Consider the following 24,709-nt stretch of genomic DNA (forward strand, 5'->3'; position numbering starts at 1 on the left):
TGGATTGGTAAAGGCGGGTTAATTGAAAGGGAAAGGTAGGTTTTCGGTTGTTATCACCAGTGCTGTAGGCAGCAGTACGGGGAGATTAGAGAACGAGATGGGAAGTGAGTACCCTTGATTGAATGGATGGGCCTGTGTAGTTGCAGGCGAGGCTCCGAACATAAAGGAGATCCCACCACTACGCCCGTAGGCACCCTCCAAGCCAGAGTAATTTAAGAATGAGTAGAACTCGCTTCGAGATAGAAAGTCCCAATACATCACGCCGCGCGACCATGGCAAAAACGCTGCATACTCAACACCTGAATTGATAGGAATATCAACAAACGAATCGACCTGACCTGTGTAAACAATTCCCCCTACGACCTGATAAATTTGGCGAACTCGATTCGCCCCCCCTGAGTAGCAGGTTAAGTATCTACCATATTTATCGGTCGCCCCAGGTCCGGCCGCTTGTATTGCCGCAATAATATTTAGTGGCGGCTGCAAAGAGTTGAAAGTGATTCGACCATTGGTGTCGTACGTCTTTAGAAACGTGGTCCCGGACATATTGTCGGCCATCAGATCGAAACAGTAGAACTTTGTACTTGTAGATGCGCTCGAATAATGAAAAGTAATGCTGCTACCTGATACGGAGGTCCCGTTAAAAATTCCTGTTCCGGTAATAAAAACAATGGGCGATATGGCGTTAGATACCGTGAAGCCCCACAGCCCGTCACCGAAAGAAGGTGATGCGCTGGCGGTTGACACGGTCCAGTTCGCACCATCGTTAGGGTCAAGCTGGGCTGATCTCAATTGTTTTCGCGTCCAATAAGACTGTAAGGCCATATACCCGCTCTTTACCAGCCCGTAACAAATCAGGTTGGTGTCAAAGAGAATTTGGCCATTATCTTTAAATGCCTGGAAAGTTTCCAATTAGTAATACCCGTAAAATATTCGGCAGTTGGCCGAAAAGTATCCCCAGCCGTTCGTTGCGTATGAGTAAACCCATGACAAAGAGCCTGGCATAAGCGTGACGCCCGGCTTCTTGCCTTTCTCAAGCTGCAAATCCACTAGCGGGACAACAATGTAGTACTGCGTCTTCCCCGCAGGAGGCCCAGGGATAGCGGCCGAGCCATTGGCCCCGCCCGTATCGACAAAGCCCTGCATCTGGCTGATGTTCATGGTCATGTCGACCAGCAGGCGCCCAGCAGAGTCGTACGTGGTCAGTCCGGTCATGTCAGACGCTCATGTTGATGGCCAGGACGCCATTGGGGTGGTAAAGCTTCACGCTGCTGTTATTGATGGCGATCCTTGCCGATCCGGCGCCCTGTCCGTTCATCTCAAACCCCCCATTTTTGAAAATTGCCCAGCCGGTCTGACCCATCACATAGTTCGTAGAGCAGATGTAATCGCCAATCTTGGCGTTGGTGATAGTGCCGTCAGCGATAAACGCCGAGTTCATGAACACCTGGCCGCCCTGCACCGCAAACGGCACTGAGATGGCGCCGCCGGCAATGGTGTTGACGATGGCGAACCGATCGGCGCTGACCAGGAACTGGCTTTGGAACACGCCATTCACGTTCTCGATGCCGAGGCCTATGCCGGCCGCGACGTACTGCCCGTTCGCTGTCACCGACATCTTCACAGACCACATCGTTTTCAGGTTGCCATTCAAATCTGCGAAGGCCGTAGATGTCTGCTGTATTGCGGCCGAGTTGCTGCCGACCGCGACATTTAACTGCTCAACCCTAGTTGCAGTTGCCGTGTTGTTAGTGGCCACCACCTCTGTCAGGTCAGTAACATTGGCGGAGATTTTTGTGATGTTGTCGGTATTGGACGTAATTTTGGCATCGTAGGTCTTCAGCTCGCGAGCTGCCGCAGCGGTTTCCGACGCTCTAACTTTTGATTCGACGGCAATGCTGGCCGTGCTGTTCCAGCCTTGCAGTGCATCGTCGAGTTCCCCTTGACCGCCATCATCGCGATACGATGCGCGCAAGGCCTGAAACGCAGTTACCTGCGCGGTGACTACACCGTCTATTTCGGTGATGTCCGCAGTGTTGGTAGCGACCTGCTGCGCCAGCCCGTTTGCCGTCTGAACGGTCTGCCCAACATCCAGCCAGTACGCGGCGTTCGGCGGTGGTGTGTTGATTGGCACCGCGCCAGTAGCTTGGTAGATCCGCTTGCCGACCACGACAAGGTCGTACTCCACATAAGTGGCGTCCTGGTCGTAGCCTTTGAGGCCGTCGAGCGCATCGATCTGCGCCTGTAGGCCCGGGATTTTATTGATCTCGTCCAGCAAGTCCTGGCCCAGCTCAGTTTCGCCAATCTGGCCGGCGATCATCTCCAGAATTGCCGCTGCGTCAGCGCTCGACTGCCCCTGCACGCCCAGGCCGATCGGGTACCACGGACCGATGTTGCCGATCCGGTCCACCAGGCGCGCCCAGAAGTAGAACGTCACGCCAGCGCGCAGCCCCAGCATCGAGAAATCGCTTTGCGGGTAAGACAGGTCGGTCAACTTGGTGGCCGCCTCCAGGCCGGTCGTCGGGCCGTACCAGATTTCCGTGCGCTGGGTGTCTTCGGCGCCAGCCGGAAAACCCCACTTCAGATAGATGCCGAACAAAAGCGGCGTGGCCGTCAGGTATGACACCGCCGGTGGCAGCCCTTCCTTGCCCTTAAGATTGGTCAGGATCGAGGCGCGCCAAATCGACGAGATGTCGAAGGCGCTCACCGCGCGGACGCGGGCCAGGTATGCGCCAGCGTAGATGCCGACCACGTCCACACTGGTCGTGCCGACGCGCTGCACCTTGATCCAGTTGCCGCTGTCCTTGCGCCACTCCACGTCATAGCCGACGGCGCCATTCACTGCTGGCCAGGCGATGGTCATGGTCGCGACAGCAATGCCCTGCGACACAACCGAATTCGACGTGAGGGTAACGCTGGCCGGCGCCGGAACGACGGTGATCGGGATCACGCTGATCGGACGCTCTTCCAGCCGAGCGCCGGTATCGATGAAAGCGAACTTGCTCGAGTCGTACTGCAGCGCGCTGATCTCGAAGTCGCCTTCGGTTGTGCGCCGAGTGCTCAGCACGCGGTAAAGCGGGATCGCTAGATCATTGGCATCCAGCGCCCACTGCAATTGCGGCAGAGGCAGCTCGCTGTAGTTGGTGGTCACGGTAACGATGCGGCCGCTCACACTTTGCACGGTGCGGCCCTCGGCCCGCCCGCCGGGCAGGTTGATGATCAACCGATCGCCCGTTTTGGCCTGGGTGTCGCGGTCCAAGGTCACGGTTCGACCCAGCACCTCCGCAATACGTCCGCCGACCTCGCGACCCGCCAGCAGTGAGTCGGCCACTGGAATGATGTGACCCGGCAGCGGAATCACGCCCTCCATGCCAGTTTTGAACGACACGGTTCGGTCCTGATTGTTGCTCAGGATCGCCCACTTACCGCGGCGCTGGGCCTCTGATGCGCGAGTGCAGCCAATGGCACTGAGCTCGGTCGGTTTATCGCCGAAACGGCGCTGCAAGGCCAGATCAGCGAACGGAATGACGTCAGTGTCGTAGTTGTTCGCCGGGTTGTCGTAACTGACCAGGGCCCGGGTGTAGCGGGTCTTGGCTGAGGCGCTGCCATATGAGAACTTACCGTCGACCACGTTTGCCCGGGTGAATACATAGTCGAAGTCCTGCGCGCGCGGCATGTCGGCCTGCATCACCAGTTGCCCTTGGGCCCAGTACGTCATGCCCCGGTAAATTCCTGCGATATCTCGCAACAGCGACCAAGCATCGGGCCGTCCCTGCAGGTTCATGTCGCACAGAAACCGTGGTTCAGTGCCGCCCAAACCATTCGGCACCAGTTGGTCGCAGTATTGAGCGATCCGGTAAAGCTCCCACTTGTCGACCATGAACGACTTGATGCGCTTGCCCAGGCCGAAACGATCCTCCGTGCAAATGCCGTAGGTGATCCAGGCCGGGTTGTTGGTCCAGGCTTGTTTCATGGTGCCGTCCCAAGTGCCGGTGTAGGTCCTGGCGATCGGGTCGTAGTTGCTCGGCACCTGCCACTTACGAGCACGGCACCGCACAGTCACAGCCGGAATGTTGGTGAACTGCTCAGCGTCGAACTCGATGTAGAGCAGCGCGGTGTTCGGGTAGCGCAGCTTGGCATCGATCACTTCGGTGTAACCGGCGATCAGCATGGTGTCGGCAATCTTGTTGCTGTTCTGGTTCGGCGTCAGCCGACGGACGCGGATCATCCAGCCACTGGTGGCGCTTGGCAGATCAACGCGAACAGACCGCTCGTAACGCGTAGTGGTCTTTCCGTCCACGGCGCCGGGATATACCTGCTGATAGGCCCCGCCATCAGTGGCCAGATCAATGGCGTAGTCGATGCGGTAGCCGACCACATTCCCTTCGTCATCCTGGCGTTGCAAGGCGGGCCACGCGAACCGCATGCGAATAGCGGAAAGCTGGGTGTTGGTGATCGAACGCACCCATGGGCTGTCGCTGCGTAGTTCCACGTTGAGCGAAGTTTCGCTCTCAACCGCCGGGATGCCCGGGATGTAGGTCTGATCCACGGAGCCTGACCGCCAGTCCCATTTCACGTTCGGGAAGTTGTAGTTACCGCTCGCGTCCCGGATCGGCGTGTTGTCGAGGAAGATGCTGTAGTCCGTCGGCACCTCGTCAAACTCACCCTCGCCCACGGCGATCAGGATCTTGGCCAGGTTGGTCGAGCGCAGGCTATCGCTGGCTTCGGTCGGCGACTTCGGCATGCTGCTGCCGCCTTTCTCGCCATGGATATCGATCTTCGGTGCTGCACCCATACTTTCCTCCAGGCGAAAAAAACCGCCTCATGGGCGGCCTGCTTGCTGCGTTCTGGTTACGTTTTGTCTTCGGCGTAGATCGATGCAGAGATAATCATGCCGCCCCACCTGCGGTCACCGATGCAGATCGGGATCGGGTTGCCGCTGGCTGTGGTGTTCTTGGCACTGCCGAAGGCGTAGGACGGCATGTTCTCGGGGGATGCGCTCTGCTTCAGGCCGGAGGCTTGAGGGCTGAGCATTTGCATCACGCCGCCGGCAACCATCGCGATACCTACAGGTGCTAACCCCTGAAAGCCCGGGATGAATGATGCGGCAATCAGCACGGCGCCGATGATTGTCTGAAGCAGCCCTGCGCGCTTACTGCCAGAAATAACCGGGACGATTCGAATTTCTTGAGCGCCACCCAGAGCGAAATCTTTCTCGGGGATGTTCCTGCGGTTGCGGAATATCGCAAAACGCATGCCGCGTCGCTCAAGGTCTTTGATCGCAGCCTCAAATCCATCGAGCGTGCACTTCAGTGCCTTGAAAGCTTCTCCGACAGATTTACTACCCAACTCACGGAAATGCTCTCTACCAAACAGCTTGATCAGCGGTCCAGATAACAAAATGGTTGTCATCAACTTGCCGGGGCTCGTCATCTTTGTCATGGTTTTCTCCTGCCGAAAAAAACCGCCTGAGTAGGCGGTTTGATTCATTGTTCTCAGAGACAGTCTTTGACTGCTTGCTCTATGTCGCTTCGACCATAGCCCGGCGACCACGCCATACGCTGGTAAAGCGTTACCGCGCTACCTCTAGGTGTTTTACGGATATTCAGCAGTTCGTCAGACATATTGCTGTTGGCAACAAGCAATCGATACCCATTTTCGGTTTCAGACATTGACGAATCGCTACGAGCATTTTGCCACTTGGGAAATACGCACAGGGCATACCGCTTTGGATCCTTCGAAGTAGAAGTGTTGATGCTTGGATCATTTTTCTCTAGATCACCTGGCGAAACACAGCCCGCCAACAGCGCGGCAGCCAACGCCCCTACGATCAATTTCATGCAGTTCACTCCTGTGCAAAGGTGCCAACCATATCACCGAGCATCCTTATGACGCAGCACCAGACGCGTGCGCTGAAGCCAGGGCCCGCCGAAGACGATAATCTCGCTCGGCCGCCCATACAGATGGTGCAGCAGGAACGGACCAGGCCCGAAGGTGGAAGCATCCTCGCCTAACAGTGCCGGATCGGCGCCGAGGTAGATCCCGGCATGATTCGGGTGTGCCGTCCGCCCTACTTCCATCACGACCATGTCACCGCGTTGCGGTTGATCGACCCGGTAGAACCCGGCCGCCTCATAATTCGCCTCGTACAGACTGGCGTTGTCCGAGCTCTCCCACCAGCCATCGACGCGCTTGAAGGCTTCGAACTCAAGCCCCCACTCGCGCTTGTACCAGTCCGCGCAGACTTGCCAGCAGTCCCAGGCACCATGCACGAATGGGCGGTTCAGCAGCGGCGTATTTGGCTCAGGAAGGATCTCCCTCAAGTCGCCTTCTGGCCAGCTGAGTATCCACCAAGGCAAACTAGACGCACAGCACATGGCAAGATCACGCGGAGACGGCCTGCTGGTGGCGTCCGGGTGCGAGTGAACCACGCCAATCACTTCGCCGATATCCTCGGCCGCAGCATATTCCTCGGGGTCAATCCGGAACTCTTCATTGGGCTCGCTGGCGATGTTTCGGCACGGGTAGTACTGCTGCTTGCGGCCAATGCCCAGCAGGAGTCCGCAGCACTCTTTCGGGTATTCGGCGACAGCGTGAGCCTGGATCGCGCTCAAGATATGTTTGCGCATGATCAGCTCCGAGCTATCAAACTCACTGCGGGGAAGCCCCCAAAACTAAGTTCATTGCCAGCACCGAATCGGCACTCGCAGCCAGTTGTAAGCAGCCCATTGCACTGATCTTTTTCAGGGGCGTCGGTTGGGCTTCCGTCCATGTCGTAGTACGACCCCATGAACTGACAATTTGGACCTCTGTACCCGCCCGTTAACGCCCAATGGCACAGCGTGGTCGCCTGCCGGCCGATTGATTCGCCGCCGACATCACCCGGGCTGGCCAACTCCCAACTGACCGTCTCCCCGTCCTCACTCGTCTTCTGGTCGATGTACCAGGCCTCGATCGTTTCTTGGGTTGGATCAGCCGTCGGGTTACCGGCCGGGAAATTCTGCGCATCGAGGTACGTGCCCAGCGTGTGGCGCATGGTCAACTTGAATTCGAGCAAGTCGTCGAAAGCCAGGCAAAGCGCCGTGATTCGCCCGTTGACGTTACCAATCGAAAGCGTGGGCCGGACCGCCGTACCGTCACCGCTGGCCCCAATGCCATCGATCTGCATTGGCCAGGCACCGTACTCGTTTCCCTGGAACCAGATTGCTTTCGCAGGAAGTTGGTCCGCATCGGCGCCGGCGGCGATAAGTTCGGCAGGCGTGTGCGGAATGGCGTGCCCGTGAAAGCGCAGAACGTCTGCGCCATAGTCCGAGCCGTCCAACTCAAAGAGCAGCACTTCGCTGCCAGGCTGAAGAACCTGGATATCACTGATCAGCGGCATGGTTGCCCCTTATGGTTGGAAGGCCCGGTCAAAGGTGGCCGTGAGTTTGAAGACGGCCCCGCCCATGGGGGTAGGGACCGGTTTTTTGCAGGTGAACAGGCCCAGCTCACCGAGCGGGGTTGTCCAGAGAAACGCCTTGGCGCCGGCGTGCCGGTCGAAGAACGCCATGATCTCCTGCACCTTGCTTTTTGGCCCGGTGTAGGAGATCGGATAGGAGTCCACTTTGTTGTTCGGCCCGTCGCCGGACTCTTGCTTGTAGCCATCACCAAACTGAGCGGTGCGCACCCGATAGGTGATATCGGGCGCATCTCCGTTTTGTGTTGGCCAGGTGAAGCGCTCGATTGCCATGGCTATCTCCCGTTGATCCTTTTCCAAATTTCGCCGCCCGGCTGAAGCTCCTTGGCGATCGCTCTATCAACCACCGATTGCGCAACTTGCTGCACGCCTTTGCCAAGGTCTGCCGAAGCCTGCTGGTTGTTTTCGGGTGAATCGGCAACGCCGGTTTGCACGGATACGGCAACAGGAAAGTTGTACGTGTCTCCGCCGCTGCCACCGCCACTACCACCGAGCGCCGCGACACCTGGCCCTGCGCCGGAAGTCAGCGGCGTAACGCTGCCGCCATTGGCGCCGGTCATAAGGAATGACCTGCCTCCCTCGTTGTACAACTCCGGCCCCAATTCGTTGACTTCGTACAGGGAGTTCGGCGCAACCGGGCCGCCGGCGGCTCTGTAGCCAGAGAAGTCGACATTGGTATATCCGGACTGCGACGCCCCTGCGGCCGACGAAGCGGCACCGGCAGAGCCGGAAGCAAACCCGTTACTGCCACCGCCACCACCGAAGTAGCTTGTCGCGGCACCGATCAGACTGCCCAGCAATGCCGAACTGGCCTGCCTCGCAGCGATGCGAGCCATGTCCGCCAAGATCGATTTAGCGAAGTCAGCAAACGACGCCTTCCCGGTCATGGCGAAGTTGACGATCGAATCCTCCATGGAGCTGAAGGCATTCGTGAACAAACTCCGCGTTTGCCCGGCAATGTCCCGCGCCGAATCCAAGTAATTGGCCCACGCCGATGTCGCGCCCTTGGTCCAGTCACCTTGAGCCGCTTCGACGTCGGCATAGTTCTGCCGGATCTGGTCAGTCGCTGCCTTGTTCGCATCTGCGAGGGCTTGCGACTTCTGCTTGAACTCTTCCGGGTCCATGTTTCTGGAGGGGTCAGAACGCTGGTTTTCCAGCTCTAGCGACTGCTGCGCGAACCGGTCCTGCTGGCTGTTCAACTCGCCGGATAGCGCGTTTTGCCGGTCGCCCTGGCCGACGCCGTTAACTGCACGCTGGCCAGCAAGTTCCAGTGCCTTCTGCTGCTGCCCGAGGGCTGCAACGTACTGGCTGACCGCATACGTCTGCTTGTCGAGGCGTCCTTTCTCGGCGGTGGCCAGCACCTCCTGCTGGCTGTCGGCGTCTTTCTGCGCCTTGAGCATGGCCGTGCGTGCGTCGGCGATCTTCTGGTCCAGTTGGACGCGCTGCGCTGCCGTGGTGCTGGACTTGTTCTTCACAGCCTCCAACGCCGCAATCTCGGCCTCGTAGGCTGTCGTCACTTCGTCCCGTTCGTTGCCGATCAGGCCTTCACGTTTTAGCGCGTACTCAGACTGGGAAATCAGCCCGGCTTTCTGTGCCGCATCCAGTTGCTTCTGCGCATTGCTGTACTCGGCCAGAATGGCTGTGAGCTGGTTTTTAGCATCGTTGAAGCCGGTAAGGTCGACACTGCCCGCTGCTACAGCGGGATCCTTGTTCTTGTCCTTAATGTTCTGGATCGTCTTCGCCACGTAATCAGGCTTGACGAGCGGGCTATCCGGGTTCGCCTTGCGAAGATCGTCGACTGACCGCTGATACTCTTTGATCAGTTTGTTGCGTTTTTCGGCATTGGTGAGGTTCGAGTCGCTGATTACTTTCAGCTTCTGCTCGGCTTCGAGACCCTCCTTTTGAATGCGAGTTTGATCGCTGTCAAACTTCGCATTTTCCTTCTGGGCCACCTGCTTGTCTTGCAGCAGGTTTAACTCATCCTGCAGGGACTCCATTCGCTTTTTCGCATCACCATCCTCATAGCCTGTGCCCAGGGTCGATTGCAGATAGGCCAGCTTCTGGGTGATTTCGGTGATTCGCAGTAGGTCATCCTGATCACGACCGACGTTTTTCAAAGCGTCCAGCGTCTTCGCGGTTTCACCTCGAATCGCGAGCCAGGCTTTTTCAACAAGGCTCAGGTTCTGAACGATCTCGCCTGCGCGCCCCTTCACCGCATCGGCGTAACTATCGGTCAGCAGCTTCGATGCCCCGATCTCATCGCCCTGCTCTTTGAGCGCCACTATCTGCGCGTAAACTGATGCGGTCAGGAAGTGATACTGGTCATTCAGCGACTTCGCAGCAGCAACCGGATCATCAGCAATCTTGACGAACTCCGCTACCGAGGCATCGACAGACTTGCCGGTGGCTTTTTCCATCGCCAAAGCGGCTTCTGAAATCTCAACGAAGCTCGCACTGGCGATCTTTCCATTTCCTGCCAGGTTCGCAAGCACATCAGCCGCCGCTCCGGTGGTGCCCACTGTCGCGCTGATCTGCCGCGCCATTTCGGCGAGCTCGCCAGCGTTGGTGCCGGCGTAGTTGCCGGTCAGGATCAGGGATTTGTTGTATTCCTGAGCCTCCTTGCTGCCCTGATAATAGGCGTTGGTGAGAACGGCAAGTGCGCCAGCGGCCAATGCAATCGGAGCGGCAATCGCTGCAAATCCGATTGCAGCACTACCAGCACCAGCGCCCAACTGAGCCACCGCACGCACCCCGCTACCCCAGTCGCCCGAGGACAGAGCATTACCAAGCTGAACGACGTTTTCCTGCGCCTGGCGGGTGCCGAGTTTTAGCTTGTCGAACGCACTGGCTGCCTCCCCCATGCCGGCCCGGTCCTTGCCAATCTTGGCCAGGGCCTCGTTGTAGCGATCGGCATTGATTGCACCAACGCGGAAAGCCTCATGAGCGGCCTTTTCCTGCGCCTCCAACTTGGCCAGCTTCGCGGTCACTGGATCAATGCCATTGACCGTGCGCTTCAGCGCCTCAATCTGACGGTTTTCCGCGTCAATCAGGCGCTGTTTCTGTGCGACTTCCTTGATCTCGGCTTTTTCGATCTTGTCGTAGGACTTACCGAGCCGCTCCTGATAAGCCTCCTGCTGCTCGATAGTGACCAGGCCGCCCTTGCGGGCGCGCTCAAGCAACCCTTCCGCCTGAACCAAAGATTCCATGCTGGAGATGTTGCTGGACATCGCCTTGTCGAGCTGGCTGATGATGGCGATTTCGCTGGTCGCGCTTGCGCCTGACTTGCGTCTTGCATCGGACTGACGCTGGGTGGCTTCAGTGGCCTTGTCGATCTCCTGAGCAACTTCTTTCTCGGCCTGAACGATCTTCTTGCCGGTGCCGGCCAATTCGGCCCCGGTCTTGCCGAGATCATCGATCGCCTTCTCGGCATCAACAGCCGAATCGACCAGCTTGTCCAAATCGTCAGCAGCCTTGACCGCCGACGACGAATTGACCTCGATGCCCAGGGACGCGAAGTTGGTGCTCATTTACTGTCCCTCTGTTCCGCCATCACCTGCAGGGCTTCGGCTTCCATGATGCGGATATCCGGGAAAATGTCGGTGGACTGGGTCCGGGTTAACCCGAGGAAGCCAGCGACATCGCGAATTGATGTGTAATCCAGGCCGGTAGCGCCGCACGCGCCTGTACGCCACTGAGTGCTCAGCGCCTCAAAGACAAGAAAGGCCTGCCAGTTATCCGGCCAGATTTCACAGTCTTGCCCAGTCAGGTCGCCCACCATGAAGCCGAAGGTCTTCAGCTCTTCAGCCGAAGGTCCTTGCTCGTAGAGGGTGCGCGCGGCGCTTAGGAGTTTCCCAGGCGAGCCTTGCTGAATGCATCGGAGTACGCCCCCAGCACCGCGCTGGGAGTCGCGCTGATTGAGCTGACCAGGATGCGGAGATTCTCGTCAGTGAACTCTTCGTCCACATCCCAGCCGGCGACGATTGCCTTGAGCTGCTCCACCTGCAGATCGATCAGCAAGGTGGTGAACTGCTTCAGTCCCACCTCTTCCGATTTCAGCCCCAGCGCCTTATGCCGCTCGCCCCAGTCGGCGTACAAATCTGCCAGCTCAGTTCGGTCGCGATACTTGAACTCAAACCCCACATTCACCGGTTCGCCGCCAACTGTCGGGAGCATGACGTCGGCTTTGAAAGTGGGATTCTGGATAAGCGTGAACTTGGCCATGGGTTACGCCACCGCAGTCAGGTAGCGGGTTGGCTCGGACTGCAACGCCAAGTTGACGGTGCGGGTCAGCAGGTTATTTCGGGAGACGGCCGGCTGTTTCGAAAACGAGGTGTAGGCCCCGTAGAACAGCGTGTCATTGCCTGGAAGATTGAGGCGCGCAGCCTGCACCTGCTTGCCGGCGTCGGCAGCCAAAAGCACTGCGTTGAATGGCTGGACCGGGTCATCGGCGATGGTCAGCACCATGCTGGCCGCAGACTTGTCGGTCGGGATCTGCTTGCCCTGGTCGTTCTCCAGGAACGCCACGTCCAGGTAGTTCTGCTCACCGCCGGAGAAAGCCAGATCGGAAACTTGTGGGATTTGCACCCAGGTCAGAACCTTGCGCATGGTGCCGGCGCCGTTGCCGGCCGGGTAAACCTGAGTGTCGGTGGTGTCGATCGCTTCCAACGTGATCGCGGTGGCCGTGGCCACTTTCACGCGCACGACCTTGTTATCTAGCTTGCTCCAGCCTGAGCCGAGCAGGACGATATCGCCAGCGGCCAGAGTGCCGCCAACGACTGTGGCCACCGCCTCGGATGCGTTGGAGATAGCAGTAAATGCCAGCGCAGCGGCATAGGTCGCAGCGTGCTGGAAGGTGCCGCCGTTGGGGATCTTGTAGCCCATGGGTTTTTCCTCGTTGCAGAAATGACAAAACCCGCTCAATGGGCGGGTTCTGGGTTTGCCCAATGGGCGGATTAGTTGGTGTCAGCGCGGTACTGGAACGACACCGGCACGGTGAATGTGGTGTCGTCGGGAATGCCTGGGCCGGGATCTACCGGCGTCATGGTCACCACCGTCAGCGCGCCCTTGGTGTTGCGCTCGTACAGCGGGAACAGCGTTGCGATCTGGTCGGCAAGCGCGCCGGCAGCGTCGCGGTACTTGCCCGACGGCGTCACGATGCTGACCTGAAACACGCCGGTGTAGAGCTTGTGGTCGCCGCCGAGCGTGTTGCTTGCGGTGTCGCCCGGCAACGTGAAGGCTCGTAGGTAGGTGGCGCCATCAACAGGCGTGTAGGCTTCGTTCTCGACCATGACCTTCAGCGGCACCGGCAACGCTTTCGCCCAGGCGATCAGTTTGGCCTCGTAGATCGTGGCGATTAGATTATGGCTCATACCTGGTTGTTCCTGATTGTTTCATCGACGATCTGTTGAAAGCGAGCCAGGGTGATGCGAACCATGCCACCGGGCGCCTGCTTCGAATGTCCGTACTCAAGTGGCACTGCATACGGCAGGTTGTTCACCAGGTACGCCGTCTGGCCGATGGTCAGCGACTGCACCTGGGTCCTCAGCACCGCAATCGAGACGTTGCCCGATGGGTCGATCTGATCGAGCACGCCGTCAGCCGGTGAATCGATTGAGAACTGCCAGTTCCCGCGGAACCGGCCTCCGACGTAGCTCTTGCCCGCGACCAAGCCATTCACGTTGAAGTTCTGGTCGCGCTCGGTCTTGGTCAGGGGCTTGGCGTACTTCACGCCGCGCTTCAACTTACCGGCCTTGGTGAAGTTGCTGTCGGTCAGGTTGATGACCGTATTGCGCACGGCCACCTTGAAGTCGTAGGCATCAGCCGCCGCAGTGTTCGCCTGGCGATGCGCAACGTTGGCCGCCCAGATCTCGGGGTTGCCCACCGGCGACATGCGAATGACGCTGCTGCCGATCTCGATAACGATTTCGCGGAAGGTGGCGTCGAGACCGGCCTGGGCCTGCTCAGCAAACTGGCGAATGTTCTCGGCGAAGCTGCCGTTGAGGCCTGAGTATTTGCTCATGACCGTACCTGCAACTCGTAGAGGATCGGCGTGCCGGCTGGGTTGATCTCTTTCAGCGGCGGGACGATTGACCAGGTGCGACCTTGAACGATGACTTTGTTCAGTAAGCTGGGCGCCCACTCAAGCCCCTGCGCGGCGATCTTGAGCTTTTTGTCGCCCTGCTTAATGAGGCTGTTGTTCTGGAATTCTTGACCGGTGAAGTCGAGCAGGATGCCTTGGGCGGTCTGCTCGGTCACCGTTTCAGCAGGTGCTCCAGCACCAGGTACGTATTCGCCGATAGTGATTGCCCGAATGATCACGGGCTGGCCGAACTCTGTGATCATCTCCAGAGCCATCACGGCCATTTCGTCGTAGAAGGTGGCCATGAAAGCTCCGTTTCAGCTATGCGCGGACGGCGAACAGGCCCCGCTTTTGTAGGTAGTCAGCGAACTGCGTGGCGCTCGGACGATCCGGCGCGGCTGGCAGCAGCCTGTTACTGGTGTTTGGAATCGCGGCGTACTGCCGCGTCACCGCCCCCTCGACACGGTCCAGCAGAACCGCGCCTTTGCGCTTCTCTACAGGGTCGATATCGTCTTGGTGAATCTCGGCAGCCAAAGCCATCTGGCCGTATTGGATGCGCGCCGGTAGGTAGTTGTCGGGCTTGATCTGCTGATCCAGCTCGACACCCCGGCGCGGCCAGGCCAGAGCCTGATCGCTGTCCGTCTTGCGCCCCTTCCAGGTCATGCCATCCATTGCCAAGGCGGCCCGACGAAGCAGCGCTTCTTGCGCAACAACATCGGCAGGAATGACCACGCCGAACTTCACGGCGTACATGGCCAAGTCCTCGGCGCTCGCGTAGCTTTCGGCGCCGACTACACCTGAACCGTCCTCGATGATGAGTGTCATGGATCAACTCGCTGGATTGAGTTTTGAATGATTGGCCGCCTGGTCACCGACAGCCAGCTGTATCACGCCTTGGGCAGATCAGCGACGAGCTTTTCCAAGGATTCTTTCGAGGCGTTGGCCCGGTAGGGAACGCCAGCAGATTCGAGTTTAGCCTTCAGCTCAGCAATGTCCTTTGCCTCTTTGGCTTCGTCAGTTTCCAGCCTGGCTTGGGCTGCTTGAGCCAAGAGGTCGTCCACCTGCTTTTGCAGGCTGCCTGCACGCTCAGCTTCAGCATCGCGCTCACCAGCCAGTTCAACCATCTGCAGGCGAATGCCGTCGAGGGCATCAAACAAACGAACTGGCAACTCACCAGCTTCGGGACGCTCAATCTCGCCAGACTCCAAGCCAGCAATCAGCACGCGGATCGTATCGCTTTCAGCCTGCAGCTTACCGATCAGCGCTTCCAGTTCAGCCTTGTAAGCGCCCGAATCGACAACCAGCACCTGGCGCGACTCAGCTTCTATCGCCGTCACTTCGACACCGATATTCTCGTAGGCTTCAACCACCTTCGGCCACACGCCCACGACGACAACGCCAGTCACGCCCGCTTCTGGGCGATCGAAGTGCTCTGGGTTGCGATAGCGCTTATCTGGGTCAAAGCCAGAACTCTGGGTGGAATAAATCAATTCCATGGAAATCTCCGTGGCGGCCATTGCTGGCCGCTGCGCTGGATGAGTTTTAGCCGCCAGTTACCGGCGGGGTGGCTGTAAGGGTGATCATCACGCCGGCGGTGACTTTGTCGCTGCCAGCATGCTTGGCCCAGTTGGCTGCCGAACCGACAGCAGCCAGCGTTGGGTTTGCACCACCGGCGGATTCCTTCCAGCTGTAGCCCAGCACATCGATGTTGACGGTGCCCTCAGCGCGATAGCCGATACCCAGATTCACTTCGTCGTTCACTTCGTACGAGCGGAAGCCAGGGGCCTGAGACTCGGTAATCACCACGGCGTTTGGCAGCAGACCGAAGATCACGTCCGATGGCGCGGTATCAGTCACCAGTACCGGCTTGCCAAGGGTACCCGGCAGGCCGCCGTAGATCACAACGCCCGCTTCTTCGTAGATCTTGCTGGCGATCGCCTCGTCGACAATGTCGAAGTAAGCGCTGGAGTGCATGACCCAGAGAGAGATGCGGCCGAACTTGTCGCCAAACTTGCGCATGCCGCGCGTCAGAGTCTTCTTGCCGTCGGTTTCAATATTGGCCGAAACCACCATGCCGGCGTTGGAGCTGATGGAGGCGCGCAGAGCCGCAGTGGCGTACTGGATGAAACCTTCCAGGGTGGCATCAGCCACATCGACGCCGATGATCTGGGAGAACTCTTCGACCGGACGACCACGACGCTTGAACGCCTCTTCGGTGGTTTGGTACGGGCCGTACATCCATGGAGCCTTGACGCCTACCGCTTCACCAGAGCCAATCTTCTTGGCGGTTACCTTGCTGGTGGAGTTGACGTCGCGATGCTCCAGTGAGCCGCCGATCTTGTAGAAAGCGCGCTTACGGAAGTCACCTTCGATCAGCTCGTTGTCGAGGACGATCGCGCCGTTGGACGATGCGTTGAAGATATCAAGGTTGTCCTGAACGCGTTCCAGGTATGCGGTTTGCGCCTCATCGTTGTAGATGATCAGGTCGCTATTAACGGTTGTAGCCATGGGTCAATCCCCTTACTTGGGCAATTGCAAATATGCGGTTTGGCCGTGCTGGCGCTGGTAATTGCGCTTCTGCTCGGAGGTCATTTCGGAGCGCTTGAATGCAGCCTTGCCGCCACCCCCGCCCGGGGCAAATGTCCCTGAAGCCCTTGGCCACAGGTGAGGTGCGCTTTCACGCAAGGATTCCGCCCATTCGAGCGGGGTCAGAGGGGTCTTGCCGTCTTTGCCGAGGATGGTCTGGCCGGACTCATCAACGGCGACTGCATCGCCATCTTCGTTAAGGGTGAACACGCCTTTGGCGCGCAGGATGATGTCGTCTGTTGCTTCAGGGAGTGCACCAGCCTTCAGTGCTGCGCCACGCACCGAGTCGCCCAAGACTTTGCCCTGGAACTTGGCAGCGAAGGACTCTGCCTTCTCAGCGCGCTCGCTGATGGCCTTCAACTGCTTGTCGTAGTCGCCACGCAGGCGCTCCGTGCGGCGGTTGAAGACCTCGTCTACCTTGCCCTCTGTCAGCAGCTTGGTTTCTTCGTCCTGGCCGGCACGACTCAGCAGCCCTTTGACGGCGTCGATGTCGATGCCTTCAAACTGGGTTTCGAACTGGGTCAGCTTGCCGGTAGTGTCTTTCAGCTTGCCCAGCAGCTCCGTGTTCTTGGTTTTCAGGCCCGAGACGGATGCTTCAACGGCAGTCGCGATAGCGGCCTTGATTGCCGGGTTTTCCAGGTCGATTTCGTTTTCTTCTGCCACGTTGATGCACCCCTTGGGTATGTGTTGCCCGCTTTGCAGGCAATAAAAAACCGCCCGGAGGCGGCTGATTGAAAGTGTTTGATCAAATTCCGGACTTAGCGAATGCGAGTGGTTCTAAAGCCTTCATCTGCGCCAGCGTCAACGGAGAAAAATTGCGGTCAAGTTGCAGCTCCGCGAAACGCTGGATGCTCAACCCGCCTTCACGGAATAGCTTTGCCCGAACAGGGCCAATAGCCTCATTCTGAAACGACGCCGGCTGCTGCTGAAGCCAGTGGTAATAGTCGAGGCTCGCATTGACCTGCCCGGGACCATCTGCACCGACCGATGCCCGTGTAGCACCCTTGGCGAAAATCTCGCTGAGCTTCGTCAGGAATATGAAGGTGGTGCGGCAGTTCGGGTGAAACGGAGGTCTTGGCCCGGAATCTACTGGGAATCGGCGCCCATCCATCGAGCGACATTGCTGGCTGGTCTTGCTGTCCAGCGTGGCGACCATTTCAATTTCAGCCACGATATCCGTGTTGGCCTTGGCCACCTCCATGCGCGCCTGAGACGACACATGCTGAATTGCGGTGTGCACGACCGTGCTGGCATTGCGGTTGGTGGTGGCCAGGATGCCGTCTTTGTAGCCGGTCGCCTTGGTACCGCGAATGTTGCGGATGATCTGGAAGTTCGTTTGGCCCTCGAAGAAGCCCTGCCGGATCGTACCGGTGACGCGCTCGCGCTCAGCGGTGGTCCAGCCCTTGATGAACGACTTCAGTAGCTTCCCGCCGCCAGTGCCGCGCACGCTGAGCGGGTTCGTCAGCACCGCCGCCCTGATGGCTGCCGCCGTCGGCGCCGCAACGTCCAGCGACACACCAACTGGCGCGGACCTGGCCAGGCTCGTCGCCTCGAACTCAGCCTCGTAGTTGGCAATGTCGATCAGATCGAGATTCAGCTGCACGCTGTAGCGATCGAAGATGCCCAGCAGCAGGCTGTCGACCTCCTTCAGCAGCGCTTCAAGCCGTTTGACGTTGTACTCAGTCAGGTCCGACTGAGTGAGCCGGTCCCGGATCGAGCGGTCAATCTCCTTGAGAAACGGCGCGAACTTGCCGACCTCCCCCGCCTTCAGCTTTTCAAGGAAGACCGCATGCCGGATCGTGGCGTCAAGGATCGCTTGGTTTGCCGCCATTTGGTGTTACCTCGTCATCCAGGCCCAAGCCATCGCCCTGCTCTTGAAGCTCGCCGTCGATCTGCTGGTCTGTGCGCTCTGGGGCAATCAAGCCCAGCTTGCGCAAATAGGCCCGCAGGTCCGCCTTCGCAAATCCACCGTTCTGCCACAAGCCAACCAAGGCCGTGATCATCTGCGGATCAGCCGTCAGCTCGACGAACTCCTGATTGACCTGGTACGCGACTTTGTCGGTGATGCCCATGTAAAGGCCGCACCACATAATCGCCCGGGTATAGGCCTCGCTGACGTTGGCCACGCAACCGGCCAGCACCGAGGTTGACGCAGACTGATCGCCGCGGGACTCGGTAGCCGTTTTGGCTGCAAGGGACGCAACGACCATGCGGGCGCCCAGCTCGATCATCATCTGGTTCTTGTCGTTCATTGCCTCCCTGACAAGTGTGTTCGGTAGTGGCTGCGCATAGCCGAAGGCGCCGCCGACCGGAAGCATCATCGGCGCCCGAGAACCGACGTAAACGCCGTTCTTCTCCATCCAGTCGCGCCACTGCTCATCCAAACCGGAGATCCACGGTTGAGCCTGGCCACACCAGAAGACGCTGTCTTCGTAGTCAGCACTGTTGCGGTAATGGCCCAGATTGATCATCGCGATGTCGTACAGCGGCGATTCGTCGATAGTTGGATCGTTGTTCTGTGCGCCGACAAAGGTGAACGGGATTTCCTTGAGGCGCCCCGTAATGCCTTCCGGGGTGAATGTGTCCGTAACCTCAAGTGGGCCGCCACCTCTTGGGCCAGAGCGGCGCCAGACTCGACAGACAAAGCCATCAACCTCAAGCGCAAGCTCACGGAACTGCTCGATAGCCTTGAACCCGAAGCCATCCTCGATCTCTAACATCTCTCGCAGCACGACCAGAGTCAGCACGTTGTGACCATCCACCATGCCGGTGCGCCAGTTGATGATGTCCTCGGCGCAGTACGACAGGATCACCGAATGGCCACCGACGCCTTTGTCCTGATGGTAATCGACGTACAGGCCGTGACGACCAGCCTCGAGCACCTTTTCCAGCGTGCCTTGCGAGTGCTGGTAGATGCTCACCCCGGAGCCGTTGGCATTGTCCTGCAAGTACTCCAGCTTCTTCGGTACGGTGAGCGTCGGGTCTTTGTGGAAGGCCAGGCCCAGCAAACCGTTGCGTGTATGCCCGGTGGCGTTCTTGAACACTGCCCGCTCACGGTAGGCCTTGTTCCGATCGACGTTTTCCGGCGACTTGTCGTGCGCGTTGATGTACGGCAATCGAGAAACAACCCGGTGCTGGCCGGCGCAAACATCACGCACAGTTGCCCAACGGTCCAGCACTTCGATGTAGTCCGCCCGCTTGAAGGAGACGTCGTTGCTCATCGGGCGTATCCCATTTTGATAGCGGTGACCGGTTTGATAATCGGGTACTCGCGGTGAATGAAGTAACCACCGCCGTCGTTGGCGTGGTCGTTGCCCTGGCTCTTATCCGGCTCGCCGTTGGGCGCCCAGATCTGCTGCTCAAGGCCGTCGGCGTAAGTCGGGCATGTGAACGGGTTGACTAGGTAACGCCGCTCGCCCTGCGCATTGCAGAACATGGCGTTCATGGCGTTGATCCGATCCTTGACCGGAGGGTTGGCGGCCGGCGCGATGACTGTGAAACCTGCCTGCTTGAGCATGGCGATATCGGTGACGCTGGCGTTGACCGACTTGCGCGAATCGCCGGAAGCATCCGGGTAGATCCGAATCTCGCAGGTCTTCTTGTAGTCGTCGCCGGTGTGCTCCCAGTAGCGTTCCTTGATGCGGCGGATCATGTCCGGCGTGTCGTAGCCATCCATCAGCTCATCCACTGCGCGGGGAAGACCCTGGTCACGCTTGACGTGGGTCACTGCTGCCATCTTGCCGACGTTGAAGTCCATGCCGATGAACAGCGGCTCACCTGGCTGCACGGTATCGAAGCAGCTGTTCAGCTTGCGGTTGTACGTGTGGTAGATCGAACCGGATGTCAGGTTGACGAACTGACCGTTCAGGTAAGCGAGGATCAGCTGTGGTGGATACGACTCCATCAGCGATTCGATGTAGTCGCTTGGCAGGTTCAGCTCGTTGTCGAACGTGCTGGCCTGCACCAGGCCGTACATCTCATTCAGCTTCGGCTTGTCGCGGAGCTGCTTCACGAACTGGAGGAAGACGAACTTGAAGCCTTCCGGCGTAGTGGTTACGTCAACACCGTTCTTCAGCCCGGGCAGGTTGTAGCGCATCCGGGCGATGATCTTGCGCCAAGCCTGCTGCGCTTTGATCGACGTCAACACGTCCAGCTCATCCACCAGGGCGTGGCCAATCTTGAAACCGACAATCGTCTGCGGCTTCTCCATCGACCGGCAGATCACAGTGCCGCGATACTGCCGGCCGCTGTAAATGTGAACTTCATGGTTCGCCTGGTTGATCTTGGTCTTCAGTCCCCAGTCATAGGCAACCTCTTCCACCGTTGGGTAGAAGATGTCCCGGATCTGCGGGTAAGTCGGTGCGAAGTAGCCAGCGTTGACGCCGGGCCACTCCATGAAGTGCTTGCACAGCGCCGAGCATCCGACCCAGGTCTTGCCTGAGCCGAACCCTGCAACGAATGCGCGGAATTTGTGGGGCAACAGAAGGAACTTCGACTGCGGAACGTTAAGGCTCGGCATTCGGCTTCCTCGCATCCACCACGTCGACCTGAATGCGGGTCGGGATTGCTGGCTCGTCGTCTGGCTCGTCCTTGCGGTTGCGGTTGACGTACATGTCGCCGGTTTCTTTCGCGGCCTGTTCGAGAATCTGCATGGCCAGGCCGATGTTCTTCATCGTCTCGGCCTTCTCCACGAAGCGGTTCATGGCGCGGAGGCGAAAGGCACGGTTTGCGATCGGGATCTCAGCCGTCTCTTCACGAAAGCGCTTACGGGTGTCGTGAAACAGCGTCACCCACTTCTTCGCCAGATCTCTTCCGGCACGCTTGGTCGGGTCTTGGGCTTCACACTGCTGGCGGGTGACCTCGATACCGAATTCTTCTCGGACAGCAGCTGCAACTTGAGAAGGAGTGTCAAAGCACGCCAAGGCCTGAACCATGAAGCCTTTCACCTCATTGTTCAGGGTTGCCATAGGGTAAATTCCGTCTTAGGTCTGTCAGGGGTCAGGCCGATCTGAGCAGACAGGTTCCGCAGGCCCTCGATATGTTCAATTTCCCCACCTCAGCAGGACTGTTTGCCGCATCCACCAACGCTTGAACATCAGGGCTCGCGCCGTAGCGGCGGACTACACCGACGAACTCTTCGACGTCATGTCCGCGCAGCTTCAACTTGGGCGCGCCTTCTTCAGTGAAGGCTGGTTGACCGTACTTATCGGTCGCCTGGGCGATGTGATAGAGCTCATGCTCAATCAGCGCACAGAAGTCAGCGTCGTTGCAGGCTAAGCAGTAATCGGCAGCCAGGGTGATGATGAAGGCCGGCACATCGCCGAACCAATCACGCATCTGTTGTTCCATCCGAGCCTTCTGCCAACCACCAGCGCGGAACGCTACTTGCTCGGCCTGGCCCAGGACTGTGCGCCCCTGCTTCTCGAAGTGTGAGGACGCCCACATGATCCTGATGTCTGCATCCAGTAGATGGGCGTGGTCTTCGTTGTGAATGCTGCCGGTGTCGGCAAAGATCTCGGCTTGGAGCCACTCCCACATCTCTGGGGCTGGGGTCAGGCGGATACCGAAGTCAGATAGGTCAGACAGTTCAAGCAGTGACGCAGGGGGATGTGGCCTGTCCATGGGCTACCTAATACTTGAAATACTGGAGCGTTGTGGGTATTGGTCGGGATCAACTCAACGCAAGGAGCGAGACAGTGATCAAAATTCGAGAGGCAACCACTGAAGATATCCACGCACTTCGTGATGTCGGCATGGAGACGTATCGAGACCACTTCTCCGACATCTGGACCCCCTCAGGCATGCAGCATTTCTTGAGTGAAGACTTTTCAGTCCTGGCACTTCAGGAGTCGATAGGGGCACCCGCACATCACTGTTGGCTCATAGCCCTCGATGAAGACGACAGAGCGGTAGGGTTCTCAAAGGTCAACTGGTCGAAGCCAATGCCTATTTCCGGCAAGGCCGGTGCGGAGCTCCAAAAAATTTACTTCCTCAAGGCCCAAGCAGGCAAAGGCTACGGGAAACAACTTCTGAAATTCATCCGCCAACTTGCCGAAGATCGTAAAGAGCATTTCATTTGGCTCGACGTACTAAAAACCAACGCCAGTGCGAGGCGCTTCTACGAGGGCTTCGGCTTCGAAATACTAGGTGAGATCCCATTTAGCACCGACAAGACCGAGATCGGAATGGTTGTGATGTGCTGCGACATTTCCCGATAGGCGCGTTCTGTTGCCTCTCAGTCGGGTTGCTTGGTTGTCATAGATGTTCTCGGGAAATGTAAAGCAATGATTGAAATGATGGTGGGTTGCCGGTATTGGTGAGGATCAACTCAAAGCACGGAGAGCAACATGTCCGAACTGTTCAGAAATCTAAACAGAGCCGGTATGTCTGGGCTCGGCACACCATTAAACACTCGCGAGGCGGCAGTCGGGGCTGCACTTGTATTGATAAACTCAAAAGCTGCGAACTCCCCGGATAAGACGGAGACACTGAAAGAGGAGATGGAGCGCCTCTCGGTTTATGCCGATCAAATCCAGGAAGCACTGAAAGTTAAATGATCCCTCGTGCCGTACTCACCTGCGGCACACCTACCCTTCCACGCCCCTCAGCAGCACATCAATCAGCTTCTGTTCGCCCAGTCGAAACAGGCAAACGCTTGAAGGTCGTCCGCGACAGGTCCAAACCCAATGGCCCTGACCTCTCCACTCACGGCCTGCATCGCCAGCACGCCAACTTTGCACGCGCCGAGTTCGCCCGACTCAAGGTCATCGGCAATCTTGCGGCGAAAAGAGACGTTTCATCGGCCATCCCCCGGATTCAGGGCTACTGGACTATGCTTAGGGCCTGATAAGCCCAAAAAGGATGATGGAAATGATCGAGCGCATAACTGAACAGTTAGTCGTTCAGGCCGCCAGGGAATGGGCGGCGCGTAAAAATAAAAGCGATGCGAGCGCCGTAGCTAATGCACAGGAAAAGATGCTCACACTAAAGTTCAAGCTGACCGACGACGAATACAACCGGGAATTAAAAAAGCTTTACCGTGAGTACGAGAAGTCGTAGCAGACGCGCGCTCAGCTCACCATGATGCTGGTCTGCACTTGGGCGTGCCCGTGCAAGAGAGATACGACCAACCCTTGAGGCAAGCCGGCATCTTTGGCAGCACCTACCGCCTTGGCGATGGCGCTATCCAGATCAGTGACGGCCTTGTTGATGTCTGGGCTCATCGGTAGAACGTGGCGCAGGCGGGTGACGTTGCTCATGCTCATCTCAAATTTCGCGACACAATTTGCTCATTCGCGAAACGTGTCGCGGATTACTCGGCCTTGCGACTCGGCAACTTGAAGTCAGTCACCCGGTCAGCGATGTTCCGGATCTTCTCCACACCCAGGAAGCCGACCCAGCCACCGGCAAAGGTGGCCATGCTCTGGGGTAGCCCGAAGAAATCCAGTCCGCTGATGATGGTCAGGGTCAGGCCGCCGCAGATCGCCCCCTCCACCAACATCTGGCGCCGCGTGCCGCCGCCGTAGGTGATCCGAAGAACGGCCATAGCGCAGGACAGCGCAGCCGCATAGAGGATTGGCGAATGCTGGCTCAACCACGCAAGCGCAATCGCCCAGGTGTCTGGTTTGTCTGGCATGTTTGGCATCTCAGTTCCTCCCCGTCAGGGAGTTAGGAATATGGCAGGCCGTGACCTGCGGATTTGAATTAGCCCCAGCAGCACTCCCAGCTCAGCGCGATGGGTGTGGTAGGGCAAAAAACGAAAAGGCCTCAGCGAGTGCCGAAGCCTGAAAATGGGGTTGAATGGATAAATCGAACGATTGCTATACTCAATAGTCCTACTTTAACCACGGCACTTAACGTTATAACCGCGGTTCAGGCATTGCTATTTCTCTCGGATTCACTTCCCGGCAGACCTTTCTGAATTCCTTGATACGTGGAACGACCCGCTCTTCGGGTATAGCTTCGGCCAAGAGGCTCCAATGACAACTGCCACCCAATACACAATCCACTATCTCCTCAATGGAGTGGGCAAGCACTTTCACGCGCTCGCATCGCACCTCAACGATGGCGATGCAATTCGTTTGGCGACAAGGCATGCAGCGGAAGGTTTGGGCAACTGGATTACGCTCGGCACTCCTCAAAAACTTGCCGAGCAGAAAGCTGAAAAAGTCGGTGTCACCAAAGTGCGCTGGAACGTTGCAGTTTGATATGACCTGATCCGTTTTTTGAATTCGTGTGCGTGTCTTTCCACACTGTCCACCGAAGACCTTCTCTGCGTCGACGCCCCTTTGCATCGATCTCGCAGTCCAGTCTCGCGCCACTCTGGAGCATTTACGGCCCGGGTGCGCAGGCTGCCGGTGTTTTCCGTGTCACTGCACTCTCCGGCTTATTAGTGTCCAGGCCTTCCGTGACGCCGCCCTGGCTGCGGTGGATTTGAATCAGCTCCAGCAGCACTCCCAGCTCAGAGCGATGGGTGTGGCGGAGCCGAAAACGAACAAGCCCCGGTAAGTGCCGAGGCTTGGAATAATGGAAATAAGCTTGACTTCGCAGCGCGCTTTTAGCTCCTTGCACGCTGTACTGTGGAGTAG

At 58.2% G+C, this 24,709-nt stretch carries 30 protein-coding genes; 4 read left to right on the forward strand and 26 right to left on the reverse strand.

Features of this window, described 5'->3' with window-relative positions; all coding sequences use genetic code 11:
* Positions 1-18: 18 nt before the first annotated feature.
* From AC1MEW_RS21435 to AC1MEW_RS21550, 24 genes are all read right to left on the reverse strand, one after another.
* Positions 19-912, reverse strand: coding sequence for a hypothetical protein (locus tag AC1MEW_RS21435; protein ID WP_480423581.1), 894 nt, complete (start codon positions 910-912; stop codon positions 19-21).
* A complete protein-coding gene (locus AC1MEW_RS21440; protein ID WP_322269050.1) occupies positions 913-1,215 on the reverse strand; it encodes a hypothetical protein in 303 nt (100 codons plus the stop codon).
* Between the two features lies 1 nt (position 1,216).
* Entirely contained in the window at positions 1,217-4,795 is a 3,579-nt protein-coding gene (locus tag AC1MEW_RS21445) for a TipJ family phage tail tip protein (RefSeq protein WP_480423582.1), read from the reverse strand.
* Positions 4,796-4,851: 56 nt separating this feature from the next.
* Positions 4,852-5,442 carry a tail assembly protein gene (locus AC1MEW_RS21450; protein ID WP_480423583.1) on the reverse strand — a complete coding sequence of 197 codons (591 nt, stop codon included), beginning with the start codon at positions 5,440-5,442 and terminating at the stop codon, positions 4,852-4,854.
* A gap of 53 nt (positions 5,443-5,495) precedes the next feature.
* Positions 5,496-5,840 carry a hypothetical protein gene (locus tag AC1MEW_RS21455; RefSeq protein ID WP_480423584.1) on the reverse strand — a complete coding sequence of 115 codons (345 nt, stop codon included), beginning with the start codon at positions 5,838-5,840 and terminating at the stop codon, positions 5,496-5,498.
* A 33-nt stretch (positions 5,841-5,873) separates the two neighbouring features.
* Positions 5,874-6,629 (reverse strand): C40 family peptidase, encoded by a 756-nt coding sequence (locus AC1MEW_RS21460; RefSeq protein WP_480423586.1) that lies wholly within the window; start codon positions 6,627-6,629, stop codon positions 5,874-5,876.
* A 2-nt stretch (positions 6,630-6,631) separates the two neighbouring features.
* Complete coding sequence (locus AC1MEW_RS21465) at positions 6,632-7,381, reverse strand: phage minor tail protein L (protein ID WP_480423587.1); 750 nt, start codon at positions 7,379-7,381, stop codon at positions 6,632-6,634.
* A gap of 9 nt (positions 7,382-7,390) precedes the next feature.
* The gene (locus AC1MEW_RS21470; protein ID WP_322269055.1) at positions 7,391-7,729 is read right to left on the reverse strand and encodes a phage tail protein; all 339 of its coding nucleotides are present in this window, start codon (positions 7,727-7,729) and stop codon (positions 7,391-7,393) included.
* Positions 7,730-7,731: 2 nt separating this feature from the next.
* Positions 7,732-10,983 carry a phage tail tape measure protein gene (locus tag AC1MEW_RS21475; protein WP_480423588.1) on the reverse strand — a complete coding sequence of 1,084 codons (3,252 nt, stop codon included), beginning with the start codon at positions 10,981-10,983 and terminating at the stop codon, positions 7,732-7,734.
* A complete protein-coding gene (locus AC1MEW_RS21480; RefSeq protein ID WP_480423589.1) occupies positions 10,980-11,234 on the reverse strand; it encodes a DUF1799 domain-containing protein in 255 nt (84 codons plus the stop codon). Before AC1MEW_RS21480 ends, AC1MEW_RS21475 begins: the two co-directional genes overlap by 4 nt.
* A gap of 62 nt (positions 11,235-11,296) precedes the next feature.
* Positions 11,297-11,677, reverse strand: a complete 381-nt coding sequence (locus AC1MEW_RS21485) for a phage tail assembly chaperone (RefSeq protein ID WP_480423591.1) — start codon at positions 11,675-11,677, stop codon at positions 11,297-11,299.
* Between the two features lie 3 nt (positions 11,678-11,680).
* Positions 11,681-12,337 (reverse strand): phage tail protein, encoded by a 657-nt coding sequence (locus AC1MEW_RS21490; RefSeq protein ID WP_480423592.1) that lies wholly within the window; start codon positions 12,335-12,337, stop codon positions 11,681-11,683.
* A gap of 71 nt (positions 12,338-12,408) precedes the next feature.
* Positions 12,409-12,825: a phage tail terminator-like protein gene (locus AC1MEW_RS21495; RefSeq protein ID WP_480423593.1), complete on the reverse strand. Its 417-nt coding sequence runs from the start codon at positions 12,823-12,825 to the stop codon at positions 12,409-12,411.
* Positions 12,822-13,475: a hypothetical protein gene (locus AC1MEW_RS21500; RefSeq protein WP_480423594.1), complete on the reverse strand. Its 654-nt coding sequence runs from the start codon at positions 13,473-13,475 to the stop codon at positions 12,822-12,824. The genes AC1MEW_RS21495 and AC1MEW_RS21500 overlap by 4 nt, the downstream gene beginning before the upstream one ends.
* Positions 13,472-13,840 (reverse strand): hypothetical protein, encoded by a 369-nt coding sequence (locus AC1MEW_RS21505; RefSeq protein ID WP_480423595.1) that lies wholly within the window; start codon positions 13,838-13,840, stop codon positions 13,472-13,474. The genes AC1MEW_RS21500 and AC1MEW_RS21505 overlap by 4 nt, the downstream gene beginning before the upstream one ends.
* A 16-nt stretch (positions 13,841-13,856) precedes the next feature.
* On the reverse strand, positions 13,857-14,360 hold the full coding sequence (locus tag AC1MEW_RS21510) for a DnaT-like ssDNA-binding protein (protein ID WP_480423596.1): 504 nt from the start codon (positions 14,358-14,360) through the stop codon (positions 13,857-13,859).
* 62 nt (positions 14,361-14,422) lie between these two features.
* The gene (locus AC1MEW_RS21515; RefSeq protein ID WP_480423598.1) at positions 14,423-15,031 is read right to left on the reverse strand and encodes a hypothetical protein; all 609 of its coding nucleotides are present in this window, start codon (positions 15,029-15,031) and stop codon (positions 14,423-14,425) included.
* Between the two features lie 46 nt (positions 15,032-15,077).
* On the reverse strand, positions 15,078-16,043 hold the full coding sequence (locus AC1MEW_RS21520; protein WP_480423599.1) for a major capsid protein: 966 nt from the start codon (positions 16,041-16,043) through the stop codon (positions 15,078-15,080).
* Between the two features lie 12 nt (positions 16,044-16,055).
* A complete protein-coding gene (locus AC1MEW_RS21525; RefSeq protein ID WP_480423600.1) occupies positions 16,056-16,784 on the reverse strand; it encodes a hypothetical protein in 729 nt (242 codons plus the stop codon).
* An 82-nt stretch (positions 16,785-16,866) separates the two neighbouring features.
* Positions 16,867-17,952: a minor capsid protein gene (locus AC1MEW_RS21530; protein ID WP_323570359.1), complete on the reverse strand. Its 1,086-nt coding sequence runs from the start codon at positions 17,950-17,952 to the stop codon at positions 16,867-16,869.
* Positions 17,927-19,342 carry a DUF4055 domain-containing protein gene (locus AC1MEW_RS21535; RefSeq protein WP_480423602.1) on the reverse strand — a complete coding sequence of 472 codons (1,416 nt, stop codon included), beginning with the start codon at positions 19,340-19,342 and terminating at the stop codon, positions 17,927-17,929. The genes AC1MEW_RS21530 and AC1MEW_RS21535 overlap by 26 nt, the downstream gene beginning before the upstream one ends.
* The gene (locus tag AC1MEW_RS21540) at positions 19,339-20,640 is read right to left on the reverse strand and encodes a terminase large subunit domain-containing protein (protein WP_480423604.1); all 1,302 of its coding nucleotides are present in this window, start codon (positions 20,638-20,640) and stop codon (positions 19,339-19,341) included. Before AC1MEW_RS21540 ends, AC1MEW_RS21535 begins: the two co-directional genes overlap by 4 nt.
* The gene (locus tag AC1MEW_RS21545) at positions 20,627-21,088 is read right to left on the reverse strand and encodes a DUF2280 domain-containing protein (RefSeq protein ID WP_480423605.1); all 462 of its coding nucleotides are present in this window, start codon (positions 21,086-21,088) and stop codon (positions 20,627-20,629) included. Before AC1MEW_RS21545 ends, AC1MEW_RS21540 begins: the two co-directional genes overlap by 14 nt.
* A gap of 31 nt (positions 21,089-21,119) precedes the next feature.
* Complete coding sequence (locus AC1MEW_RS21550) at positions 21,120-21,743, reverse strand: putative metallopeptidase (protein ID WP_480423607.1); 624 nt, start codon at positions 21,741-21,743, stop codon at positions 21,120-21,122.
* A gap of 74 nt (positions 21,744-21,817) precedes the next feature.
* On the opposite strand from AC1MEW_RS21550, the gene AC1MEW_RS21555 reads away from it, so the two are divergent.
* The 3 genes from AC1MEW_RS21555 to AC1MEW_RS21565 all read left to right on the forward strand — a co-directional run bounded on the left by AC1MEW_RS21555 (position 21,818) and on the right by AC1MEW_RS21565 (position 23,180).
* Positions 21,818-22,339, forward strand: a complete 522-nt coding sequence (locus AC1MEW_RS21555; RefSeq protein WP_480423609.1) for an N-acetyltransferase family protein — start codon at positions 21,818-21,820, stop codon at positions 22,337-22,339.
* A 129-nt stretch (positions 22,340-22,468) separates the two neighbouring features.
* The gene (locus tag AC1MEW_RS21560; protein ID WP_322269072.1) at positions 22,469-22,678 is read left to right on the forward strand and encodes a hypothetical protein; all 210 of its coding nucleotides are present in this window, start codon (positions 22,469-22,471) and stop codon (positions 22,676-22,678) included.
* A 313-nt stretch (positions 22,679-22,991) separates the two neighbouring features.
* A complete protein-coding gene (locus tag AC1MEW_RS21565; RefSeq protein ID WP_201194723.1) occupies positions 22,992-23,180 on the forward strand; it encodes a hypothetical protein in 189 nt (62 codons plus the stop codon).
* A gap of 11 nt (positions 23,181-23,191) precedes the next feature.
* Here the strand turns inward: AC1MEW_RS21565 and AC1MEW_RS21570 are convergent, their stop codons facing one another.
* Positions 23,192-23,380, reverse strand: coding sequence for a hypothetical protein (locus tag AC1MEW_RS21570; protein ID WP_480423610.1), 189 nt, complete (start codon positions 23,378-23,380; stop codon positions 23,192-23,194).
* 53 nt (positions 23,381-23,433) lie between these two features.
* Positions 23,434-23,766, reverse strand: coding sequence for a phage holin, lambda family (locus AC1MEW_RS21575; protein WP_085747314.1), 333 nt, complete (start codon positions 23,764-23,766; stop codon positions 23,434-23,436).
* Positions 23,767-24,100: 334 nt separating this feature from the next.
* On the opposite strand from AC1MEW_RS21575, the gene AC1MEW_RS21580 reads away from it, so the two are divergent.
* On the forward strand, positions 24,101-24,328 hold the full coding sequence (locus AC1MEW_RS21580; protein ID WP_480423611.1) for a DUF6555 family protein: 228 nt from the start codon (positions 24,101-24,103) through the stop codon (positions 24,326-24,328).
* Positions 24,329-24,709 lie beyond the last annotated feature (381 nt).

It is taken from the genome of Pseudomonas sp. ASL4 (assembly GCF_056680395.1).

What these genes read in the sequence shown, in the direction of transcription:
- AC1MEW_RS21580 (WP_480423611.1), top strand. Translation starts at nt 24,101, where the DNA reads ATGACAACTGCCACCCAATACACAATCCACTATCTCCTCAATGGAGTG.
- AC1MEW_RS21575 (WP_085747314.1), bottom strand. Translation starts at nt 23,766, where the DNA reads ATGCCAAACATGCCAGACAAACCAGACACCTGGGCGATTGCGCTTGCG.
- AC1MEW_RS21440 (WP_322269050.1), bottom strand. Translation starts at nt 1,215, where the DNA reads ATGACCGGACTGACCACGTACGACTCTGCTGGGCGCCTGCTGGTCGAC.
- AC1MEW_RS21510 (WP_480423596.1), bottom strand. Translation starts at nt 14,360, where the DNA reads ATGACACTCATCATCGAGGACGGTTCAGGTGTAGTCGGCGCCGAAAGC.
- AC1MEW_RS21475 (WP_480423588.1), bottom strand. Translation starts at nt 10,983, where the DNA reads ATGAGCACCAACTTCGCGTCCCTGGGCATCGAGGTCAATTCGTCGTCG.
- AC1MEW_RS21540 (WP_480423604.1), bottom strand. Translation starts at nt 20,640, where the DNA reads ATGCCGAGCCTTAACGTTCCGCAGTCGAAGTTCCTTCTGTTGCCCCAC.
- AC1MEW_RS21500 (WP_480423594.1), bottom strand. Translation starts at nt 13,475, where the DNA reads ATGAGCAAATACTCAGGCCTCAACGGCAGCTTCGCCGAGAACATTCGC.
- AC1MEW_RS21535 (WP_480423602.1), bottom strand. Translation starts at nt 19,342, where the DNA reads ATGAGCAACGACGTCTCCTTCAAGCGGGCGGACTACATCGAAGTGCTG.
- AC1MEW_RS21495 (WP_480423593.1), bottom strand. Translation starts at nt 12,825, where the DNA reads ATGAGCCATAATCTAATCGCCACGATCTACGAGGCCAAACTGATCGCC.
- AC1MEW_RS21460 (WP_480423586.1), bottom strand. Translation starts at nt 6,629, where the DNA reads ATGCGCAAACATATCTTGAGCGCGATCCAGGCTCACGCTGTCGCCGAA.
- AC1MEW_RS21465 (WP_480423587.1), bottom strand. Translation starts at nt 7,381, where the DNA reads ATGCCGCTGATCAGTGATATCCAGGTTCTTCAGCCTGGCAGCGAAGTG.
- AC1MEW_RS21565 (WP_201194723.1), top strand. Translation starts at nt 22,992, where the DNA reads ATGATCGAGCGCATAACTGAACAGTTAGTCGTTCAGGCCGCCAGGGAA.
- AC1MEW_RS21505 (WP_480423595.1), bottom strand. Translation starts at nt 13,840, where the DNA reads ATGGCCACCTTCTACGACGAAATGGCCGTGATGGCTCTGGAGATGATC.
- AC1MEW_RS21485 (WP_480423591.1), bottom strand. Translation starts at nt 11,677, where the DNA reads ATGGCCAAGTTCACGCTTATCCAGAATCCCACTTTCAAAGCCGACGTC.
- AC1MEW_RS21520 (WP_480423599.1), bottom strand. Translation starts at nt 16,043, where the DNA reads ATGGCTACAACCGTTAATAGCGACCTGATCATCTACAACGATGAGGCG.
- AC1MEW_RS21570 (WP_480423610.1), bottom strand. Translation starts at nt 23,380, where the DNA reads ATGAGCAACGTCACCCGCCTGCGCCACGTTCTACCGATGAGCCCAGAC.
- AC1MEW_RS21530 (WP_323570359.1), bottom strand. Translation starts at nt 17,952, where the DNA reads ATGGCGGCAAACCAAGCGATCCTTGACGCCACGATCCGGCATGCGGTC.
- AC1MEW_RS21445 (WP_480423582.1), bottom strand. Translation starts at nt 4,795, where the DNA reads ATGGGTGCAGCACCGAAGATCGATATCCATGGCGAGAAAGGCGGCAGC.
- AC1MEW_RS21450 (WP_480423583.1), bottom strand. Translation starts at nt 5,442, where the DNA reads ATGACAAAGATGACGAGCCCCGGCAAGTTGATGACAACCATTTTGTTA.
- AC1MEW_RS21470 (WP_322269055.1), bottom strand. Translation starts at nt 7,729, where the DNA reads ATGGCAATCGAGCGCTTCACCTGGCCAACACAAAACGGAGATGCGCCC.
- AC1MEW_RS21515 (WP_480423598.1), bottom strand. Translation starts at nt 15,031, where the DNA reads ATGGAATTGATTTATTCCACCCAGAGTTCTGGCTTTGACCCAGATAAG.
- AC1MEW_RS21480 (WP_480423589.1), bottom strand. Translation starts at nt 11,234, where the DNA reads ATGGTGGGCGACCTGACTGGGCAAGACTGTGAAATCTGGCCGGATAAC.
- AC1MEW_RS21550 (WP_480423607.1), bottom strand. Translation starts at nt 21,743, where the DNA reads ATGGACAGGCCACATCCCCCTGCGTCACTGCTTGAACTGTCTGACCTA.
- AC1MEW_RS21560 (WP_322269072.1), top strand. Translation starts at nt 22,469, where the DNA reads ATGTCCGAACTGTTCAGAAATCTAAACAGAGCCGGTATGTCTGGGCTC.
- AC1MEW_RS21455 (WP_480423584.1), bottom strand. Translation starts at nt 5,840, where the DNA reads ATGAAATTGATCGTAGGGGCGTTGGCTGCCGCGCTGTTGGCGGGCTGT.
- AC1MEW_RS21490 (WP_480423592.1), bottom strand. Translation starts at nt 12,337, where the DNA reads ATGGGCTACAAGATCCCCAACGGCGGCACCTTCCAGCACGCTGCGACC.
- AC1MEW_RS21545 (WP_480423605.1), bottom strand. Translation starts at nt 21,088, where the DNA reads ATGGCAACCCTGAACAATGAGGTGAAAGGCTTCATGGTTCAGGCCTTG.